General features: G+C 67.9%; 17 protein-coding genes. 13 read left to right on the plus strand and 4 right to left on the minus strand.

All coding sequences use genetic code 11. From position 1 onward, the window contains the following. Positions 1 to 1,140 carry a sugar ABC transporter substrate-binding protein gene (locus tag BJ980_RS12500; RefSeq protein ID WP_179502593.1) on the minus strand — a complete coding sequence of 380 codons (1,140 nt, stop codon included), beginning with the start codon at positions 1,138 to 1,140 and terminating at the stop codon, positions 1 to 3. A gap of 323 nt (positions 1,141 to 1,463) precedes the next feature. Further along, positions 1,464 to 2,273, minus strand: a complete 810-nt coding sequence (locus tag BJ980_RS12505) for a FadR/GntR family transcriptional regulator (RefSeq protein WP_179502594.1) — start codon at positions 2,271 to 2,273, stop codon at positions 1,464 to 1,466. Positions 2,274 to 2,461: 188 nt separating this feature from the next. Here BJ980_RS12505 and BJ980_RS12510 point away from each other — a divergent pair, with 188 nt between their 5' ends. From BJ980_RS12510 to BJ980_RS12570, 13 genes are read left to right on the plus strand one after another with little or no spacing between them, the layout of a single operon-like run. Next, entirely contained in the window at positions 2,462 to 3,796 is a 1,335-nt protein-coding gene (locus BJ980_RS12510; protein WP_218855499.1) for a CoA transferase, read from the plus strand. After that, positions 3,796 to 5,013 carry a CaiB/BaiF CoA transferase family protein gene (locus BJ980_RS12515; RefSeq protein WP_218855500.1) on the plus strand — a complete coding sequence of 406 codons (1,218 nt, stop codon included), beginning with the start codon at positions 3,796 to 3,798 and terminating at the stop codon, positions 5,011 to 5,013. The genes BJ980_RS12510 and BJ980_RS12515 overlap by 1 nt, the downstream gene beginning before the upstream one ends. Next, a complete protein-coding gene (locus tag BJ980_RS12520; RefSeq protein ID WP_179502595.1) occupies positions 5,006 to 6,199 on the plus strand; it encodes a thiolase C-terminal domain-containing protein in 1,194 nt (397 codons plus the stop codon). Before BJ980_RS12515 ends, BJ980_RS12520 begins: the two co-directional genes overlap by 8 nt. Further along, complete coding sequence (locus BJ980_RS12525; protein ID WP_179502596.1) at positions 6,196 to 6,621, plus strand: Zn-ribbon domain-containing OB-fold protein; 426 nt, start codon at positions 6,196 to 6,198, stop codon at positions 6,619 to 6,621. The genes BJ980_RS12520 and BJ980_RS12525 overlap by 4 nt, the downstream gene beginning before the upstream one ends. Continuing rightward, the gene (locus BJ980_RS12530; protein ID WP_179502597.1) at positions 6,618 to 7,055 is read left to right on the plus strand and encodes a Zn-ribbon domain-containing OB-fold protein; all 438 of its coding nucleotides are present in this window, start codon (positions 6,618 to 6,620) and stop codon (positions 7,053 to 7,055) included. The genes BJ980_RS12525 and BJ980_RS12530 overlap by 4 nt, the downstream gene beginning before the upstream one ends. Next, on the plus strand, positions 7,052 to 8,200 hold the full coding sequence (locus tag BJ980_RS12535; protein WP_179502598.1) for a thiolase family protein: 1,149 nt from the start codon (positions 7,052 to 7,054) through the stop codon (positions 8,198 to 8,200). The genes BJ980_RS12530 and BJ980_RS12535 overlap by 4 nt, the downstream gene beginning before the upstream one ends. A 35-nt stretch (positions 8,201 to 8,235) precedes the next feature. Next, the gene (locus BJ980_RS12540; protein ID WP_179502599.1) at positions 8,236 to 9,543 is read left to right on the plus strand and encodes an acyl-CoA dehydrogenase family protein; all 1,308 of its coding nucleotides are present in this window, start codon (positions 8,236 to 8,238) and stop codon (positions 9,541 to 9,543) included. Continuing rightward, positions 9,540 to 10,646, plus strand: a complete 1,107-nt coding sequence (locus BJ980_RS12545) for a phosphotransferase family protein (protein WP_179502600.1) — start codon at positions 9,540 to 9,542, stop codon at positions 10,644 to 10,646. Before BJ980_RS12540 ends, BJ980_RS12545 begins: the two co-directional genes overlap by 4 nt. Further along, complete coding sequence (locus BJ980_RS12550; protein ID WP_179502601.1) at positions 10,643 to 10,936, plus strand: hypothetical protein; 294 nt, start codon at positions 10,643 to 10,645, stop codon at positions 10,934 to 10,936. The genes BJ980_RS12545 and BJ980_RS12550 overlap by 4 nt, the downstream gene beginning before the upstream one ends. A gap of 6 nt (positions 10,937 to 10,942) precedes the next feature. Next, positions 10,943 to 12,472 (plus strand): AMP-binding protein, encoded by a 1,530-nt coding sequence (locus tag BJ980_RS12555; RefSeq protein WP_179502602.1) that lies wholly within the window; start codon positions 10,943 to 10,945, stop codon positions 12,470 to 12,472. Next, on the plus strand, positions 12,469 to 13,554 hold the full coding sequence (locus BJ980_RS12560) for an acyl-CoA dehydrogenase family protein (protein WP_179502603.1): 1,086 nt from the start codon (positions 12,469 to 12,471) through the stop codon (positions 13,552 to 13,554). The genes BJ980_RS12555 and BJ980_RS12560 overlap by 4 nt, the downstream gene beginning before the upstream one ends. A 40-nt stretch (positions 13,555 to 13,594) precedes the next feature. Further along, positions 13,595 to 15,085, plus strand: a complete 1,491-nt coding sequence (locus BJ980_RS12565; protein WP_179502604.1) for an aldehyde dehydrogenase family protein — start codon at positions 13,595 to 13,597, stop codon at positions 15,083 to 15,085. 29 nt (positions 15,086 to 15,114) lie between these two features. Then, positions 15,115 to 15,870, plus strand: coding sequence for an SDR family NAD(P)-dependent oxidoreductase (locus BJ980_RS12570; RefSeq protein ID WP_179502605.1), 756 nt, complete (start codon positions 15,115 to 15,117; stop codon positions 15,868 to 15,870). 31 nt (positions 15,871 to 15,901) lie between these two features. Here BJ980_RS12570 and ppsA read toward each other — a convergent pair whose 3' ends face one another. After that, positions 15,902 to 18,277, minus strand: a complete 2,376-nt coding sequence (gene ppsA, locus BJ980_RS12575; protein ID WP_179502606.1) for a phosphoenolpyruvate synthase — start codon at positions 18,275 to 18,277, stop codon at positions 15,902 to 15,904. After that, positions 18,274 to 19,182 carry a pyruvate, water dikinase regulatory protein gene (locus tag BJ980_RS12580; protein WP_343047802.1) on the minus strand — a complete coding sequence of 303 codons (909 nt, stop codon included), beginning with the start codon at positions 19,180 to 19,182 and terminating at the stop codon, positions 18,274 to 18,276. Before BJ980_RS12580 ends, ppsA begins: the two co-directional genes overlap by 4 nt. Positions 19,183 to 19,348: the final 166 nt, after the last annotated feature.

Consider the following 19,348-nt stretch of genomic DNA (forward strand, 5'->3'; position numbering starts at 1 on the left):
TCAGCTGAGACCCCAGAGGGCCTTGTACTGGTCCTTGAAGCCGTCAGGACCGGGCCAGCCGTCCTTCAGGTCGGCGATCGCCTCGGCCTCTTCCTTGGTGTCGACGATGTAGATCGGGGGGACAGCAGCGGTGCGCTCCTGTGCCTTGTCCCAGTCGCCGGTGGCGTGGCGGGCCATTTGGTCGGCCAGCGTCCACATCGCGTTCTCCTGCGGAGTCGCGATCCAGGCATCCGTCTCACCCTTGATGAGCGACTCGATCTGCGCCTGCTGGGGCTGGACGCCGACGACCTTGACGTCCTCGAGGCCGGCGCTCTTCAGGGCCTGCCCCAGACCCGGCTCGAAGTTGCCGAAGGCGAGATAGAGGTAGTTGACGTCGGGGTTCGACTGGAGGAACGAGATGATCGCGTTGGTCGTCCCACCGCTGCCCAGGACGTCGAGCGAGATGTCGACGGGCTGGCTTGCGCAGGTGTCGCAGAACTCGTCGAGAGTGTTCTCGACATCCTCGACCGCGTTGGACAGGGTCGGGAACTCCGGGATGTTGACGACCCCGATCGAGGCGTCGGCACCGCTGTCCTCGATGATCCACGAGGTCAGGACGCGAGAGTATTCATCGACGGCCGTGAGGTCGTAGCAGTTGGCGAAAAGGTTGTTCTCCTCGCCTTCCGGTACGTCGCTGGAGTAGCAGCTGTAGTAGGGGAGCCCCGCGTCGGCTGCGGCGTCGAACGCGTTCTGGAACGTCGCGACGTCGCTGCCGGTGCCGGCGATGTAGTCGACGTCGGCATCGATTGCCTGCTGCACCGCGGAGCCGAAGTCGGTGGCGGGCGCGTTGATGGCGGTGAAGTCCCAGCCGAAGCTGGTGACTGCCTCTTCGAGTGCATCGGCAAGCACCGTGCAGGTCGGGTCGGCGCAGACGATGAAGGCGACCGACTTCTTCTCCGGGGCGGCGGTGAGCGGCTCGGTCTGCGTGATCTCGGTCGGGGCCTCCTGATATTCGGCGACGAGATCCTTGACGTCCTGGGTCACTTCGCCGCCGCCGGAGCGTCCGCCGTTGGTTGACGAGCTGCAAGCAGCCATCGAGAGCGAGCAGACGACCGCTCCGGTGAGAAGCAACCCGAGCTTGCGATGCCTCTTCAGATTCATGGTTCCTCCATGGGCGTGTGTCCAGTTGCAGCGACCGGGAAGCGAGGCGCCTCGCAGGCGATGTGACCTGTAACACGTATGAGTGTGTGGGACCACTTCAGCGCACAGTGGCCGCTGACGTCAATAGAACATCATGAGAAATATCAAAAAACATGATGATCAACTGGAATCGCTTGGGCACCGATTCAGCCGTCGTCGAGCGGCGCCGTGAGCGGCACCAGCCGTGGCCAGCCGTGGCCACCCGTGGCCCACCCGTCGGCCTGCCGTGGCAGAGAGGTGGAATCAGGATCAGCGGCTCGTGCGCCCGAGCCGGACGAACGGCGTCAGAGCCGCCAGTCGATGCGTCGCTCTCCGGCGGAGGGATCGCGCTCGAGGTAGGTGCGTGTGACCTCGAGGATGTGCTCGGTCATGAGTTTGCGCGCCTTTGACGGACGCCCGTCGAGGATCGCCTGGGCGACATCGGCGTGCGAGTGCGACAGCATCTCGCGCTCTGCCACGGGGTCGACCGACTGAAGGACCTGCTCGGCCACGATGTGCGTCACGGCCTGGGTGACGAGCGTGAGCACTCGGTTGCCGGACAGCGCCGCGATCAAGGAGTGGAAGTTGTTGAAGTCGTCGAAGAGCTCAAGCTCGACGTGCGACTCGGTGTCGTAGGCGAGGAAGGGGGTGAACATCTCGCGCTTGGTCCGGCTTGCGGGCAACTTGGCGGCGCGTTCCGCGAGGGTCGGCTCGAGCGCGGCCCACGTGTCGAGCAGTTCTGAGTAGGTTGCCCCACTCAGATGGAAGTAGAGCGACGACGTGCGCGCGAGGTAACCGGAGTTCAGTGGGGCTACGAAGGGGCCGCCGCCAGGGCCACGCTTGATGTCGACGATCCCCTGGATCTCGAGGAGGCGGAGCGCCTCCCGCAGGGACTCACGGCTGACCTCGTAGCGCTCGAGCATCTCCGGCTCGGTGGGGAGCTTGTCACCGACGCGCACGCTGCCCTTCAAGATGTCGTCGACAATGCGCGACGCGGTGACCTCGGCCGCCTTGGGGGCGCGTTGTCGGGGGTGCTGGGTGTCCGCAGCAGCGAATCCACGGGGGGCGTAGACGATCGGCAGCCCGTCAGCCTCACTGTCGAGCGGTTCGCTCATGGGATTCCTCGCTGATCAGTGGGGCGGGGACTGGTCGCGTCCGCGCGGTTCGGGCGTGCCCACTCTGGCACCTTCCTCCTGATGAATCAACGCACCTTTGGTGCGGGCGAGTCGGCAAACGCGCCACGGTGGGGACGAGCCGCGAGAGATGCCTTGACTTAGTTCCTCATGATGAATAACCTGAACGGGTGACGCACACCACGTGGACAACCAAGGCTCCTGATCAGGAGATCGGGTCCGGCGACGCCTCCCGGCGGCCACGGGCGCGCTCCGGGCCACTGGCCGGGATCAAGGTCGCCGACTTCTGCTGGATGGGAGTCGGGGCCGTCGCGACGCGCCTGCTCGCCGACTTCGGGGCCGAGGTCATCAAGATCGAGAACCGCAAGCGCCTCGACATGCCGCGCCGTCTGCCGATCTACAAGGGCGAGGTGCGCTCCTACGGCGCCGAGGACCCGAACCCGGATCCGAACAAGGGTGGGTTGTTCAACAACTACTCGCGCAACAAGCTGGGCATCACGGTCGACATGGCAGACCCACGTGGTCGCGAGCTCGTCCTCGAACTCATCGATCACTGCGGCGTCGTCACCGAGAACTTCGCGCCGGGGGTCATGGAGCGGTGGAACCTGACCTATCCCGAGCTCCGCGAGATCCGTGACGACGTGATCTTTGCCCGCATGAGCGGCTACGGACACTCCGGACCGCAGGCGCACTACCGCAGCTATGGGCCTGTGGTGCAGGCCGTGAGCGGACTCTCGTTCAACAGCGGCCTCCCCGGCCGCGAGCCGTCCGGCTGGGGCCAGTCCTACATGGACAACCAGGCGGCCTACTACAACTCGGCTGGCCTGCTGCTCGCGATCTATCAGCGGATGCTGACCGGACAGGGCACCGAGGTCGACGTATCGGCCGTCGAGGCCGGGATCGGACTGCTCGGCTCTGACCTGCTCGACACGGTCGTGAACGACCGTCCGAGTCGCCGCGAGGACTATCCGCGGGGCAACCGGCTCGAACATCCCACCGCGGCCCCCCACGGCGTCTATCCCGCAGCGGGCGACGACCAGTGGATAGCCATTGCGGTGTTCAAGGACCAGGAGTGGAAGACGCTGCGCACGGTCATGTCTGACCCTGCGTGGGCCGGCGAGGCGCGCTTTGCGACTGCTGCCGACCGAGTGGCCAACGCCGACGAGCTCGATGCAGCGCTGTCGGCCTGGACCAGGGACCGTGACAAGCACGACCTCATGCACCTGCTGCAGGGCGCGGGCATCACCGCCGGCGCCGTACAGAACTCGCGTGATCTCGCCGAGCACGACCCGCAGATCGCGGCACGTGGCACGTTCTTCGAGCTCGACCACCCGGTCATCGGCCCCGCGCTGTTCGAGGGCTTTCCCGGCCAGTTCGGGACCTCGAAGCCCGACCACTGGCGTTCGGCCCCCCTGCTCGGTGAGGACAACGACTATGTCTTCGGTGAGCTGCTGGGACGTGACCGGGCGACGCTGGACCGGCTGTCGGCGGAAGGGGTCATCTGATGACGGGCGCACGGGTGATGAACGGCGCGAGCCCGCTCGCGAGCCTCACCGTCGTCGAACTGGCGCAGAGCCCGGCCGGTGAGCAGACCGGGAAGTGCATTGCCGATCTGGGCGCTCACGTCCAGAAGGTCGAACCCCCTGGCGGCGTCGCGAGCCGACACACGGGCCCTTGGGCGCACGGACAGGAGGACCCTGACCAGAGCCTCGAGTTCTGGGCCTACAACTCCAGCAAGAACAGCCGAGTCATCGATGGATCCTCCGAGGAGGATCGTCTCCGGTTCGCCGAGCTCCTTGCGGACGCCCAGGTCCTGATCGTCGAGGACCGCGGGTGGCTGCTGGAGCTGGGTGTGGACCTCGACGAGCTCCTGGTCCAGCGTCCCGACCTCATCGTCGTGTCGGTGACGCCCTTCGGTCTCACTGGGCCGTGGAAGGACTACCGGACCAGCGACCTCGTCGCCCTGGCCGCGGGCGGGACGCTCAACAGCTGCGGGTATGACGACCACTCGATCCCGCCCATCCGGCCCGGGGGCAACCAGGGCTTCCAGCTCGGGGCGAGCTTCAGCTGGTGCGGCCTCCTGCTGGCGCTCATCGAGCGTGAGCGCACGGGACGCGGCCAGCTGGTCGATGTCTCGGTGCACGAGTCGAACGCCGTGAGCGGTGAACTCGCGAACCCCTACTGGTTCTATCCCAAGGCCATCGTGCAGCGGCAGACCTGCCGCCACGCGCAACCGGAGCCGACGCAGCCGGCGCTCTTCGAGTGCGGCGACGGGAACTACGTCTACTTCGCGCTCATCCTGGCCGAGCACAAAGCCTGGAAAAGTCTGCTCGGGTGGATGACCGATCTCGACATGGCCGCCGACCTGACTGACCCGGCGTACGACGAGATCGCCCACCGGCAGCAACAGTTCAGCCACATCCAGGAGCTGATCGAGGTCTTCTTCCTCATCCAGGACGCCGACACGATCTATCACGAGGGACAGCGTCGCGGACTGCCGATCGGCCGGCTCAACGCCTTCGAGGACCTGCCGCACGACGTGCACCTGCAGGAGCGAGGCTTCTTCGTCGACCTGCCGACTCCCGACGGTGACACCGTGACCTACCCGGGCCTTCCCTACCGCTTCACCTCGTTCCAGACCGCTCCCGGACGACCTCCACGACTGGGTGAGCACGACGAGCCTGCACGTTCGGCTCACTCGGGCGGAGCCGACCATGGCTGACGCGTCGTGGGTGCCGGGTGCGTGCTCGATCGTGGGGATCGGCACGACTGACTTCTCGAAGGCCTCCGGCCGCTCGCCCCTGACCCTCGCAGCCCAGGCCAGTCTGGCCGCGCTGGCCGACGCCGGCATCGATCGGCGAGACGTCGACGGCATCGTGCGTTGTGACATGGATCTGGTCGCGCCGCCGGCTCTGGCGGACTCGCTCGGCGTCCGCGACCTCACCTACTGGGGCGAGGCCGGGCCTGGCGGATCCGGTCCGGCGGCCATGGTGGGGCAGGCGGTCGCTGCGATCCGGGCCGGTCTGGCCTCGACGGTCGTGGTCTTCCGGTCGCTCAACGGACGCTCGGGCAACAGGTACGGCCTGGTCGGGGAGCGTGGCGCGGTTGGCGGTGACGGAAGCTATGACGAGTTCTTCCTGCCGTTCGGCATGCAGACGCCCGGGCAGTTCTTCGCGGTCGTTGCCCGCCGCTACGCCCACGAGCACGGACTGTCCATCGATGAGCTGTCCCACGGTCTCGGCTCGATCGCGCTGGCGGCCCGGGCCCACGCCAACAGCAACCCGGATGCCCAGTTCTTCGACCGCGCGATGACGCGGGACGACTACCTGGCCTCGCGCATGCTCTCCGACCCGTTGCGGCTCTTCGACTTCTGCCTGGAGACCGATGGCGCAGCGGCCGTTGTGGTGACGACCACCGAGCGCGCTCGCGACCTCGCCGGTTCCGCGGTGCCGATCCTGTCGGTCGCGCAGGGCACCGGGCACGGGGTCCAGCCGGGTCAGATGTTCCCGGCTCTGCTGCGCCCCTCCACGACCTCATGGCCCTCGGCCGCCGCGGCACCGACCCTGTTCGGACGAGCTGGCGTCTCCGCGAGCGACATCGACGTCGCACAGATCTATGACTGCTTCACCATCACGGCCCTGATCCAGCTCGAGGACTACGGCTTCGCCCCGCGCGGGACGGCGGCTGGCCTCACTGATGCCGATCTGTCGGTCGGTGGAGTCCTGCCTCTGAACACCAGCGGCGGCCACCTCTCGGAGGGCTACATCCACGGCATGAACCACGTCGTCGAGGGTGTTCGGCAGATCCGTGGCACCTCGACGAACCAGGTCGCAGGAGCCGAGCTGAGCCTGGTCACCTCCGCACCGCCGCCGGGCGCCAGCGCCCTCATCCTGGGAGCCGACCGATGACCGACCCCACCGCCCCGCTCCTGCCGGTCACCGACGACGTCGACACCGGTGGCTTCTTCCTCGCTGCGGCCCGCGGCGAGCTGGCGATCAGGATCTGCAGCGAGTGCCGTGCCGACCTGCACCTGCCCCGGGAGTGCTGCCCCCACTGTGGGGCGTTCTCCCGCGAATGGCGTCCGGTGAGCGGGACCGGGACGCTCTACAGCTGGACCGTGGTCCACCACCAGGTCCACCCCGCGTTCCCCGTGCCCTACACGGTGGTGCTGGTCGAGGTCGACGACACCGACGGGGTCCGGCTGGTCAGTCGGATCGCCGGGTGCCCCGACCTCGAGGTGGGCCAACCCATGGAGGTCTGGTTCGAGCAGGTCGGCGACGTCACCCTCCCGCAGTGGCGCCCGACCGCGACGCAGGAGGAGAGCGCATGACGACGACCACCACCCCCCGATGGGTCGATGAGAGTCTCGTCGTCGACCCCGCAGCCGGCGACGCCGTGGAGCTGGCCGGAGCCCGGTGTCCAGCGTGTGCCACGACGACCTTCCCCTACCAGGTCGGATGCCCGCGCTGCGGCGGTGACTCCATGGAGCACATCGGGCTGCCCACGCGGGGAACGTTGTGGTCCTACACCGTGCAGTACTTCGAGCCGAAGCCTCCCTACCGCGGGCTCACGCCGTTCGAGCCGTACGGCGTCGGGTACGTCGACCTCGGCGGCGTGTGCGTCGAGTCCCGGCTGACGGTCAACGATCCCGGCGCGATGTCGCTCGGCATGCCCGTCGAACTCGTGGTCATCACGGCGTTCCTGGACGAGGGCCAGCCGGTCCTGACCTTCGCGTTCGCACCTCGAGAGGACTCGACACCATGAGCACAGACGTCGCGATCGTGGGGATCGGCATTCATCCGTTCGGCCGTACCGAAGGTGTGAGCGGACGCGCACAGGGTGCCTTCGCTGCCCGGCAGGCTCTCGCCGATGCCGGCGTGCAGTGGTCCGACATCCAGTTCGCCTACGGCGGCAGCCATGCGGCTGGCGACGCGGACTCGCTCGTGTCAGATCTGGGCCTCACGGGTGCCCCGTTCATCAACGTCCACAACGGCTGCGGGACCGGCGGCTCGGCACTCATCTCGGCGCGGAGCGCCCTCCTGTCCGGCCAGTACGACCTCGGCATGGTGGTCGGCTTCGACAAGCACCCACGCGGTGCGTTCGCCACCAAGCCGTCGAGCCTCGGCATCGGTGACTGGTACGGCGAGACCGGGATGATGATCACCACGCAGTTCTTCGCCCAGAAGATCGTCCGCTACATGGAGCAGCACGACATCGGCCAGGAGACCCTGGCGGCGGTGGCGGAGAAGTCGTTCTCGCTGGGGGCGGCCAACCCCAACGCCTGGCGGCGTACGCCCATGTCGCGCCAGCAGATCCTCGATGCCCCGATGGTCAACTGGCCGCTGACGCAATACATGTTCTGCTCCCCCGGCGAAGGGGGCGTCGCCCTCGTGCTCGCCCGCGGAGAGGTGGCACACAAGTACACCGCGAACCCGATCTACCTGCGGTCGGCGGAGTTCCGCTCGCGCAGGTTCGGCTCCTTCGAGGTGTTCAGCCCCTGGACAACGCCGGAGACCCTGTCGGGGCCGACCGGCGACGCCTCGGCTGCAGCCTTCGCGGCGGCCGGCATCGGGCCCGAGGACGTCGACGTCGCACAGATCCAGGACACCGAGTCCGGGGCCGAGCTCATGCACATGGCGGAGACAGGGCTCTGTGCACACGGGGAGCAGGAGAAGCTGATCCTGACCGGGCAGACACGCCCGGACGGCTCCTTGCCCATCAACACGGACGGCGGCGTGATCGCCAACGGGGAGCCCATCGGTGCGACGGGTCTGCGACAGGTCTTCGAGTCCGTCCTTCAGTTGCGCGGTGACGCGGGTGACCGTCAGGTCCCCGGCCGCCCCAAGACCGGTTTCACGCACGTGTACGGCGCACCGGGCATCAGCGCCTGCACCGTGCTCAGCCGTTGAGACCGCCAACCACCACACAGAACCAGGAGAACGCCATGACGTGGGGATTCGAGACCGACCCGGAATACCAGAAGGATCTGGACTGGGCCGAGGAGCTGGTCCGGACCGAGATCGAGCCCGTCGACCAGCTGGTCGAGCACGCCTGGGACGTCAACGACCCGGTGCGCAACGCGCTCATCCGGCCGCTGCAGGAGAAGGTGCGCGAGCGTGAGCTGTGGGCCTGCCACCTCGGGCCCGAGCTGGGCGGACCGGGCTACGGTCAGCTCAAGCTGGCCCTGCTCAACGAGGTGCTCGGCCACACGCACTCAGGCCCGGTCGTGTTCGGCAACCAGGCGCCGGACTCCGGCAACGGCGAGATCCTGGCTCACTACGGATCGCCCGAGCTGAAGGAGCGCTACCTGAAGCCGCTCATCGAGAACGAGATCGTCTCCTGCTACTCGATGACCGAGCCCCAGGGCGGATCGGACCCGACGGCGTTCGTCACCCGGGCGGTCGAGGACGGCGACAGCTGGGTCATCTCCGGCCAGAAGTGGTTCTCGTCCCACGCGCGCTTCTCGAGCTTCTTCATCGTCATGGCGGTCACCGACCCCGATGCGGACCGGCACCACCGTGCATCGATGTTCGTGGTCCCCGCCGACACCCCGGGCATCGAGATCATCCGCAACGTGGGCGTCTACGGACACGATGAGATCGAGGGGACGCACGCCTACATCAACTACCACGATGTGCGGATTCCGAAGGACCACCTCCTCGGCAATCGCGGTGAAGGCTTCGCCGTCGCCCAGACGCGCCTCGGCGGTGGACGCATCCACCACGCGATGCGGACAGTCGGCCTGATGCGCGAGTCGATCGACATGATGCTTGAGCGCGCCGTCTCCCGGAAGAGCGGCACCGGGACCCTCGCCGACCGTCAGCTGGTCAAGACGATGATCGCCGACTCGTGGATCCAGTACCAGCAGTTCCGCCTCCTCGTGCTGCAGACGGCGTGGAAGATCGACCGCTATCAGGACTACCGCAAGGTCGTCACCGACATCTCGGCCGTCAAGGCCGCGATGCCCAAGGTGCTCGGTGACGTCGTGGGTCGTGCGATCCAGCTGCACGGATCGCTCGGCATCTCGACCGAGCTGCCACTCGGAACCTGGTCGGCCGAGGTCCATCACATGGCTCTCGCGGACGGGGCGACCGAACTGCACCAGCTCCAGGTCGCCAAGCAGCTGCTGCGTGGGGCCACCCCGGCGCCGGGTCTGTTCCCGACGCGTCACAAGATCGCTCGACGCGAGGCCGCCGAGCTCAAACTCGCCGATCGTCTTGCCACGGTCGACGACCTGGTCGGTGCCGAATGAGCGGGACTGCCGCCGACCAGGGTGTCGAGGCCACGACCGAGACCGCGCCGGTCCGGGCGGGTGAAGAGCTCGACTGGCCCCGGTTGGAGTCGTTCCTCCGTGAGCACGTGGACGGACTCGAGGGTGAATTCTCGGTGCTGCAGTTCCCGCGTGGTTCGGCCAACCTGACCTATCAGGTGACGATCGGCGACACGCGCCTCGTCGTACGCCGTCCGCCGCTCGGACAGGTCGCTCCCGGGGCGCATGACATGGTGCGTGAGCACCGCGTGCTGTCCAGGCTGCACGCAGAGTATGACCGTGCGCCGAGAGCCCTCGCCCTGTGCGAGGACGTGGATGTCATCGGCGCTCCCTTCCTGGTCTCGGAATATCGCAGTGGAGTGGTGATCTGGGGCGAGATCCCCGAGAGCATGACGCACCGCCCTGATGCCGGACGAGCCGTCGGGTTCGCCGTCGTCGAGGCCCTGGCCGACCTGCACGAGGTTGACGCTGAGTCGGTCGGACTCGGAGATCTCGGGCGCCCCGGTGGCTATCTGGGACGACAGGTGGACGGCTGGCTGAAGCGTTGGTCTGCGGTCGCCGAGGAGGGCAAGGACGTCCTAACCGTCGTGGGAGCCAGGCTCCGCGAACTGCTGCCCGACCGCGCTTCGGGCGCGATCATCCACAATGACTTCAAGATCGACAACTGCCAGTTCACGCCGGGCGACCCGGACCGGGTGACGTCGGTGTTCGACTGGGACATGACCACGTTGGGTGACCCGCTGGCCGACGTCGGCACCCTTCTCAACTACTGGCCCGAGGACGGTGTCGAAGCGGCGATCGCGGTCCCGGGTCTCGACCGTCTCGGTCTGCCGAGCAAGGCAGAGCTCGTCGAGCGCTATGCCCAGCGCCGCGGTCTCGACCTGAGCCGTGAAGACCTGCTCTGGTATGAGGCCCTCGGCTGCTGGAAGACCGCGGTCATCATGCAACAGCTCTACATGCGCTGGGTGCGGGGCGAGTCGACCGATCCGCGCATGGCCGAGCGCGGCGGCCCCGTCGTCTCTTTGGCCGAGCGTGCCCTGAACCTGCTGGACGGTGTCCAGCCCCACGGAAGGAATCTGTCATGAAGGTCGGTCAGCGACTCAAGAGCGCGGTCTGTACGACGAACGTCGTGGTGGTTCGAGCAGCTGAGGTCACTCTCTCCTGCGGTGGAGCGGCGATGGTCGAGAAGCTCGAGGGTGAGCCGAGCGGAGAGGTCGCAGCAGGTCTCGACGGCGGGACTGCCCTCGGCAAGCGCTATCTCCACACCGAATCGGGTCTCGAGGTCATGTGCGTGGCGGCCGGCACCGGTTCGTTGGCGGTCGACGGCGTCGTCCTCGAGCTGAAGGCGGCCAAGTCGCTGCCCGCGTCGGACTGACCCGTCGTGAGCATCCTGATGCTGTTGACCATGGCGGTCGAGCTCGACCCGGATCGTGTCGCGGTCACCTCGGGCGACGAGCAACTCACCTACGGAGCACTGCTCGAGCGCTCCCTCGCCACCGGGGAGCTGCTGCGTCGTGACGGCGCCGACCACATGGCACTGCTCGACCTGAACACGACAGCGTTTCCGGTTGCGCTCTTCGGTGCCGCTGCTGCCGGAGTGCCCCTGGCGCCACTCAACTACCGTCTGGCCGAGGATCGCCTCACCGAGGCAGTCTCCAGGCTCAGCCCGGTCGCGCTGTTCCGGGGCGCCGGGATCGCCAACACGGTCGGACTGGGACCGGCCGATGTGCTGCACTCGACCGTTGACCTCCTCGCGGCCGGGCTCGATTCGGGTCCCGCTGCCGAATCGGATCTGGCCGACAGCGAGTCGCCCGCCGTGCTCCTGTTCACCAGTGGCACGACCGGCACGCCGAAGATCGCGATCCTGCGTCATCGCCACCTGTTCTCCTACGTCACCTCGACCGTCGAGTTCGGTCACGCCGGACCCGAGGAGGCCATCATGGTCTCGGTCCCGAACTACCACATCGCGGGGATCAGCTCGGTCCTCGGCTCGGTCTTCGCAGGCCGCCGCATCGTGCAACTGCCGAGCTTCACCCCCGAGGCCTGGGTAGCCGCTGCCGCTCGTGAGGCCGTGACGCACGCGATGGTCGTGCCGACCATGCTCGGGCGCATCCTCGACGTCCTGGAGAAGACCGGTGACCGGCTGCCCGCACTCAGGCACCTGTCCTACGGAGGAGGCCGGATGCCGGTGGAGGTGGTCGAGAGAGCGGTGCGCATGTTGCCGCACGTCGACTTCGTCAACGCCTACGGACTCACCGAGACCAGTTCGACCGTGACGATCCTCGGACCCGACGACCACCGCGAGGCGCTGGCCAGCGACGACCCGGCTGTTCGCGGACGGCTCGGCTCCGTGGGACGGCCTGTGCCGAGCATCGAGCTCGAGATCCGCGGCGACGACGGCCGCGTGGTCGGGCCCGACGAGATCGGCGAGGTCTATGTCCGCGGCGACCAGGTCTCCGGTGAGTACACCTCACACAGCATTCTCGACGCCGACGGCTGGTATGCCACGCGGGACCAGGGACGTCTCGACAGCGACGGGTTCCTCTACCTGCGCGGTCGGGCGGACGACATCATCGTGCGTGGTGGCGAGAACATCTCGCCCGAGGAGGTCGAGGACGTGCTGACCAGCCACCCCCGTGTGCGGGCAGCGGCGGTTGTCGGCGTACCGGACGTGGAGTGGGGCGAGCGCGTCGAGGCTGTGGTCGTGGTCGCTGACGACCTGCCGACCGATGGGGGACCCGCCGGCCAGGAGCTCACCGACGAGCTCGCGGGCTGGGTGCGTGAACGGCTCCGGTCCACCAGGGTGCCCGCGGCCTTCCACCTGTGGGGCGAGCTCCCCTTCAACGAGACCGGCAAACTCCTGCGTCGCTCCGTGCGTGCGGACCTGTCAGCGCGGGCGGACATCGCATGATCAGCATCGAGCCCGCGGAGATCGACGCGGTCCGCTCCGTCGCGGCCGACTTCTTCGACCGCTACCGGGTCGTTCTCGACGACGACGACGTGCCCCGCTACGACCGGTCCGTCTGGTCGAGGGCCTGCTCCGACCTCGGCGTCGGTGCAATCGTCGAGCCCGAGGAGGACGGCGGCGTGGGAGGAGGCGCGGCGATGCTGTCGGCCGTGCTGGTCGAGGCCGGCCGGACCCTCAGCCCGTTACCCCTGCTCAGTTCGGCCGTACGTGCCCAGACCGCGATCCGGGTCCTGGCGACGCCGGCGGCGCGCGCCGAGCTGCTCCCGTCTCTCCTGACCGGAGAGGTCATCGCGACGCTCGCACCCCGGGACGGCACCGTCGCGTCGATCGAAGCCGTGCACGTCGGAACGCAGGACCCCGGTGACGGATGGACGCTGTCGGGCTCGGTCGGTCGGGTGCTCGACGGACTTGGTGCCGACCTCATCCTGGTCACCGCCTCGGTGGGTCACGAGGTCGGACTCTTCGTGGTCGAGGGTCACGTGGATCGCGTGGCGCAGGAGACGGTCGACGTGACGCGGCAGTTCGCTCGCCTCAGCTTCTCCTCCACCCCGGCCAGGCTGATCGGCACCGCCGATCAGTCCGCGCTGGCCGCGATCGATCACTGGACGACGCTCGCCCTGGCCGCAGACCAGGTGGGCGGCGCGCAAGCCTGCCTCGACCTGACCGTCGACTACCTTCGGACCCGCGTCCAGTTCGGCCGTGTGCTGGGCTCGTTCCAGTCGCTCAAGCATCAGTGCGCCGACCTCGCTCTGCGGGTCGATGAGGCGCGATCGGCGCTTGCGCACCTCGTCTGGGCGCTCGACGAGTCCCCGGCCCACGCGCCCGAGGCGGCGGCCATCGCGGCGGTGACCGCGTCGAACGCCTACGTGACCTGCGCCGACGAGACCGTGCACCTGCACGGTGGAATCGGGTTCACGTGGGAGCACGACGCACACCGATACGTACGTCGCGCCCTCACCGACAGGTCGGCCTTCCACTCCGTGCGTGCGGCGCGCGAAGCGGTGCTGACTGCCTGCGGAATCTGACTCGAACCCCACCTGACCCACGCCACCCGAGAGGAACCAGATGACCACCGAAGTCTCACCCACTCTGTCCCACGTCTCAGCCCAGACGGAGTCCTACCTGAAGGACAAGTTCTTCGGCCACGTGATCGACGGCGCAGTCGTTGAGTCGATTGGTGGCGGCACCATGCCGGTCATCGATCCCTCCACGGGGATCCAGATCGCCACCGCTGCCAGCGGTGAGACCGCCGACGTCGACCGTGTGGTGACCAGCTCGCGTCGGGCCTTCGACGAGGGCACCTGGCGCAACCTCGCACCACTGGAGAAGGAGCACCGTCTGCATCGTCTCGCGCGGCTCATCGACGAGAACCGCACGGTCTTTGGCGACCTGGACGCCATCGATGCCGGCCTGCTTCGCACCTATACGGCGTTCCTCGAGGACTTCGGCGTCAACGCGACGTCTTACTTCGCGGGGTGGCCGAGCAAGCTGCACGGCTCCATCCCGCCGGTGCCGACAGGGATGAACGTGCAGCACCGTCGGGTGCCGCGTGGTGTGGTCGGTCTCATCGTTCCGTGGAACGGCCCCACTGCGGTGGTGGCGATGGCAGCCGCCGCCCTCGCCGCCGGCAACTCCGTGATCCTCAAGGCCGCGGAGAACACGCCAATGAGCGCCGTACTCATGGCAGAACTGGCCTTCGAGGCCGGAATCCCGGCGGGTGCCTTCAACGTCCTCCAGGGCACCGGTCAGGCGGTGGGCTCGGCGCTCGTCGAACATCCCGGCACCGACTTCATCAGCTTCACGGGGTCTGCAGCCACCGGGCGCGCGATCCAGAGCACCGCGGCCAGGAGCCTGACGCCCGTCGCTCTCGAGCTCGGCGGCAAGAGCCCGTTCATCGTGTTCGACGACGCGGAGATCGCGTCGACCGCAGCGGCCGCCACGGCGGCGGTCTGGAGCGGTCAGGGCCAGATCTGCACCGCCGGGTCGCGCGTGCTGGTCCAGCGGTCGATCCACGACGAGTTCGTGGCAGCAATGGTCGACGCGAGCCGCTCGGTCACGGTGGGACACGTCTTCGACGCATCGGCCACGCTGGGACCGCTCGTCTCCCAGACACAGTTGGACCGCGTTGCGGCCTATGTCGACCTCGGCCGCTCCGAGGGCGTGCAGGTCGCACTCGACGGCGGCGTCACCGGCGACGGTGGCTTCTTCCACGAACCCGTCATCTTCACCGACGTCCGCAACGAGATGCGCATCGCCCAGGAGGAGATCTTCGGGCCGGTCATGTCAGTCATCCCGTTCGACGACGAGGCCGACGCGCTCCGGATCGCCAACGACGTCGACTATGGCCTCGCTGCCGGCATCTTCACCAACGACCTGCGCCGCAGCCAACGGATGACCGATGGACTCGATGTGGGCACGGTCTGGGTCAACACCTACCAGGCGGGCTACCCGACGGTCTCCTACGGCGGGGTCAAGCAGTCTGGCTATGGCCGCACCCTTGGCGAGGAGATGGTGCACGAGCTCACGCACATCAAGAGCGTCTGGATCGCCCAGTGACACCCGGCACACCCCAGGAGCACAACAACATGACTTCGACCCTCAGCGGCAAGGTGGCACTGGTCACCGGAGCGACCCGCGGGCTGGGTCGGGCGATCGCAGAAGGCCTGGCGCGGGAAGGGGTCAAGGTCGTCGTCTCGAGCCGAAAGCCGGAGGCGTGTGCTGCCGTGGCAGCGGAGATCACGGAGCTCACCGGCGCCCGGACGATGGCGCTGCCGCTGCACGTCGGACGCTGGGATGACATCGCACCCGCCGTCGCGCGCATCGAGTCCGAGCTCGGGCCACTCGACATCCTGGTGAACAACGCGGGCATCGCCCCGTTGGCACCGGACCCCCTCGAGCTCACCGAGGCTCTCTATGACAAGACCATGGAGGTCAACCTCAAGGGCCCCTTCCGGTTAATGGCCGTCGTCGGGGCCCAGATGGCCCGGACGGGGGGTGGGTCGATCATCAACATCTCGAGCATCGGTTCGCAACGCCCCAGCGCCGGCGAGGCGACGTACTCCGCGGCGAAGGCTGGCCTGAACGCTCTGACCCAGGCCTTCGCCCAGGCCTACGCCCCTGAAGTCAGGGTCAACTGCGTCATGCCGGGTGCCTTCGCCACCGACATGTCGAGCGGGTGGGACGACCACTTCATCGGTCTGGTCACCGACGGACTGCCGGCCGGACGTCTCGGCGTGCCGAAGGAGCTCGTCGGAATGGTCGCCCACCTTGCTGGCGACGCCAGCTCCTACACGACAGGCGCCGTGATCCCCGTCGATGGCGGCCGGCTGGCGGTCTACTGACCGCGTGGGGCAGGCGCTGACGGCGTACGGCTCAGTCGAGCTGCACCTTGGACAGCGCCAGCCAGGTGTCGACGACGGTGTCCGGGTTGAGCGACATCGACTCGATGCCCTGCTTGAGAAGCCACTCGGCGAGATCGGGATGGTCGCTGGGGCCCTGGCCACAGATGCCGACGTACTTCCCGGCGTCCCGGCACGCCTTGATCGCGCGCTCGAGCATGAACAACACCGCCGGGTCGCGCTCGTCGAAGGAGCCGGCGACCAGCGAGGAGTCGCGGTCGAGGCCGAGGGTCAGCTGGGTCATGTCGTTGGAGCCGATCGAGAAGCCGTCGAAGTGCTGGAGGAACTGCTCGGCGAGGATCGCGTTGGACGGGACCTCGCACATCATCACGACCTGCAGGCCGTTCTCCCCGCGGACCAGGCCGTGCTCGCCGAGCAGGGCGATGACGCCCTCGGCCTCGGCCACGGTCCGGACGAACGGGATCATGATCTTGACGTTGGTCAGGCCCATCTCGTCGCGGACGAACTTCAGCGCCTCGGCCTCCATCGCGAAGCACTCCGCGAAGTCATCGGACAGATAGCGCGAGGCCCCGCGATAGCCGAGCATCGGGTTCTCCTCGTGGGGCTCATAGAGCTCACCGCCGACGAGGTTGGCATATTCGTTGGACTTGAAGTCGCTCATCCGCACGATCACCGGCTCCGGCGCGAAGGCCGCGGCCAGGATCGAGACCCCCTCGGCGACGCGCTGGACGAAGAAGTCGCGGGGGCTGGGATAGGCCTGGACCGCCTCGGCGATCTGGGAGCGCAAGGGCTCCTCCAAGGACTCATGGGCGAGCAGGGCCTTGGGGTGGATGCCGATCTGGCGGTTGATGATGAACTCGAGGCGAGCCAGGCCGACGCCGGCGTTCGGCAGCTGGGCGAAGGCGAAGGCCTGCTCGGGGGTTCCGATGTTCATCATGATCTTGGTGGGGATCTCCGGCATCGAGGACAGCTCGGTCTCCTCGATGCTGAAGTCGAGCAGGCCGTCATAGACCAGGCCGGTGTCGCCCTCGGCGCAGGAGACGGTGACCTCGCGTCCATCGGTCAGCTCCCGGGTGCCCTGTCCGGTGCCGACCACGGCAGGGATGCCGAGCTCACGGGCGATGATCGCCGCGTGGCAGGTGCGTCCACCACGGTTGGTGACGATCGCCGAGGCCCGCTTCATGATCGGCTCCCAGTCGGGGTCGGTCATGTCGGCGACGAGCACCTCACCCTGGACGAACTCGTGCATCTGGTCGATGGAGGTCATCACCCGCACCGCGCCCGCGCCGATCTTCTGGCCGATCGCGCGGCCGTCGATCACGACCGTGCCACCGCGGGCGTCCATCCGGAAGCGCTGCTGTACGCCGGCTCGCGACATCACCGTCTCCGGCCGGGCCTGCAGGATGTAGAGCTTGGAGTCGAGCCCGTCCTTGCCCCACTCGATGTCCATCGGCCGGCCGTAGTGCTCCTCGATGGTCAGCGCGTGCCGCGCCAGCTCCTCCACCTCGGCGTCGCTCAGGCTGAGCAGGCCCTGCTCGGCAGGGTCGGTGTCGACGAACTCGGTGGTGCGCCCGACCGTGGGGTCGTCGGTGTAGACCATCTTCGTGGCCTTCGAGCCGACGCCACGCTTGAGCACCGCGGGACGGCCGGCACGCAGGGCCGGCTTGTAGACGTAGAACTCGTCGGGGTTGACCGCGCCCTGCACGACCGCCTCGCCCAAGCCGTAGGACGACGTCACGAAGACCGCGTCGTTGAAGCCGGACTCGGTGTCCATCGTGAACATCACGCCCGAGGCGCCGATGTCCGAGCGCACCATCTGCTGGACGCCGGCCGAGAGCGCCACACTGTCGTGGTCGAAGTCGTGGTGCACGCGATAGGCGATCGCCCGGTCGTTGTAGAGCGAGGCGAAGACCTCACGGATCGCCTGCAGCACGCCCTCGATGCCCACGATGTTGAGGAAGGTCTCCTGCTGGCCGGCGAAGGAGGCGTCGGGGAGGTCCTCGGCGGTCGCACTCGAGCGGACCGCGAACGAGACGTCGTCACGCCCGTCGACCAGGACGTCGTACGCCGAGCGGATGTCTGCCTCGAGGTCTGCCGGGAACGGCCGGCTGGCGACCGCCTCACGCAGTGATCGACCGACCTCGGCGAGGCGCTGGGTGTCGTCGGTGTCGAGGTCACGCAGGGCCGAGGAGATCTCCTCGGCCAGGCCGGTGTCGCCGATGAAGCGACGGAACGCGTCGGCGGTGGTGGCGAAGCCGTCGGGAACGTTGACGCCCAGCGAGGCCAGGTTGCTCACCATCTCGCCGAGGGACGAGTTCTTGCCGCCGACCTGCTCGAGGTCGCCCAGGCCGAGTTCGGCGAAGGGACGGACGTTGGGGGACTCGCTCATCGAGGGCTCCTTGGGAGGGACGTGCTGGGGTCGGGAAGCGCCGGGGGTGGCTTCATCTTCTTGAGTCGCTGCAGGATGATCGTCGAGATCTCCTCCACGGAGATCGTCGAGGAGTCGACGACCGGCAGTGCGTGGCGCTTGAACATCTCCGCGGTGCGGCGCAGCTCGAAGGTGCACTGCTCGAGCGAGGCATAGCGCGAGTCCGGCCGGCGTTCCTGGCGGATCGCAGCCAGTCGCTGGGGCGAGGTGATCAGCCCGAAGCAGCGCTCGCGCAGGTCCCGGACCGGTCGCGGCAGCTCGGCCACGGCCAGGTCCTCCTCCACGATCGGATAGTTGGCCACGAAGAGTCCGTGCTGGAGGGCGAGGTACATCGAGGTGGGCGTCTTGCCGCAGCGTGACGGGGCCAGCAGGATGACGTCGGCCTTGTCCAGACCGCGCACGCTCTGCCCGTCGTCGTGCTCGATCGTGTACTCGATGGCCTGCATCCGGCTGTTGTAGCGCTTGATGTCACCGACGCCGTGCAGTCGGGCGGGCGAGCGGACCGCCGGCGTCTCCAGGATCGACTCGACCGAGCGCATGTGCAGGTCGAAGAAGTCGATCACCGGGCAGCGGGTACGCCGCAGCTCCAGGCGCACCTCGTCGCTCGCGGCGGTGACGAACACCAGGGGCGTGCGCGGGCTCTCGGCCAGGGCGCGGTCGAGGCGGACGACCACCTCACGGGCTTCCTCGACCGAAGCGATGAACGGGATCACGGTGCGGTTGAAGCGCAGGTCCGGGAACTGGATCAGCAGCGCGTTGCCCATCGTCTCGGCGCTGATGCCGGTGCTGTCGGACAGGAAGAAGACCGGCACCACGCCGTCGCCGACAGTGCTCGCCCCTGCCCCAGTGCCAGTCCCAGTTTCCACGGGCTCAGCCTACGGAAGGTGCCGGTGGAGTGGAGGTGGCCCTCCATCATTGACCGGTCGCCGTCGCGGGGTGCGGCCGAACTGGTCTGGACCGGTGCGGTCGAATTCGTGCAAACCACTGACAGGACGTCGGGAGTTGTTGCACGATTCATTCGCCCCGCTGGCG

This window comes from Nocardioides daedukensis, from assembly GCF_013408415.1.
GTDB lineage: Bacteria > Actinomycetota > Actinomycetes > Propionibacteriales > Nocardioidaceae > Nocardioides > Nocardioides daedukensis.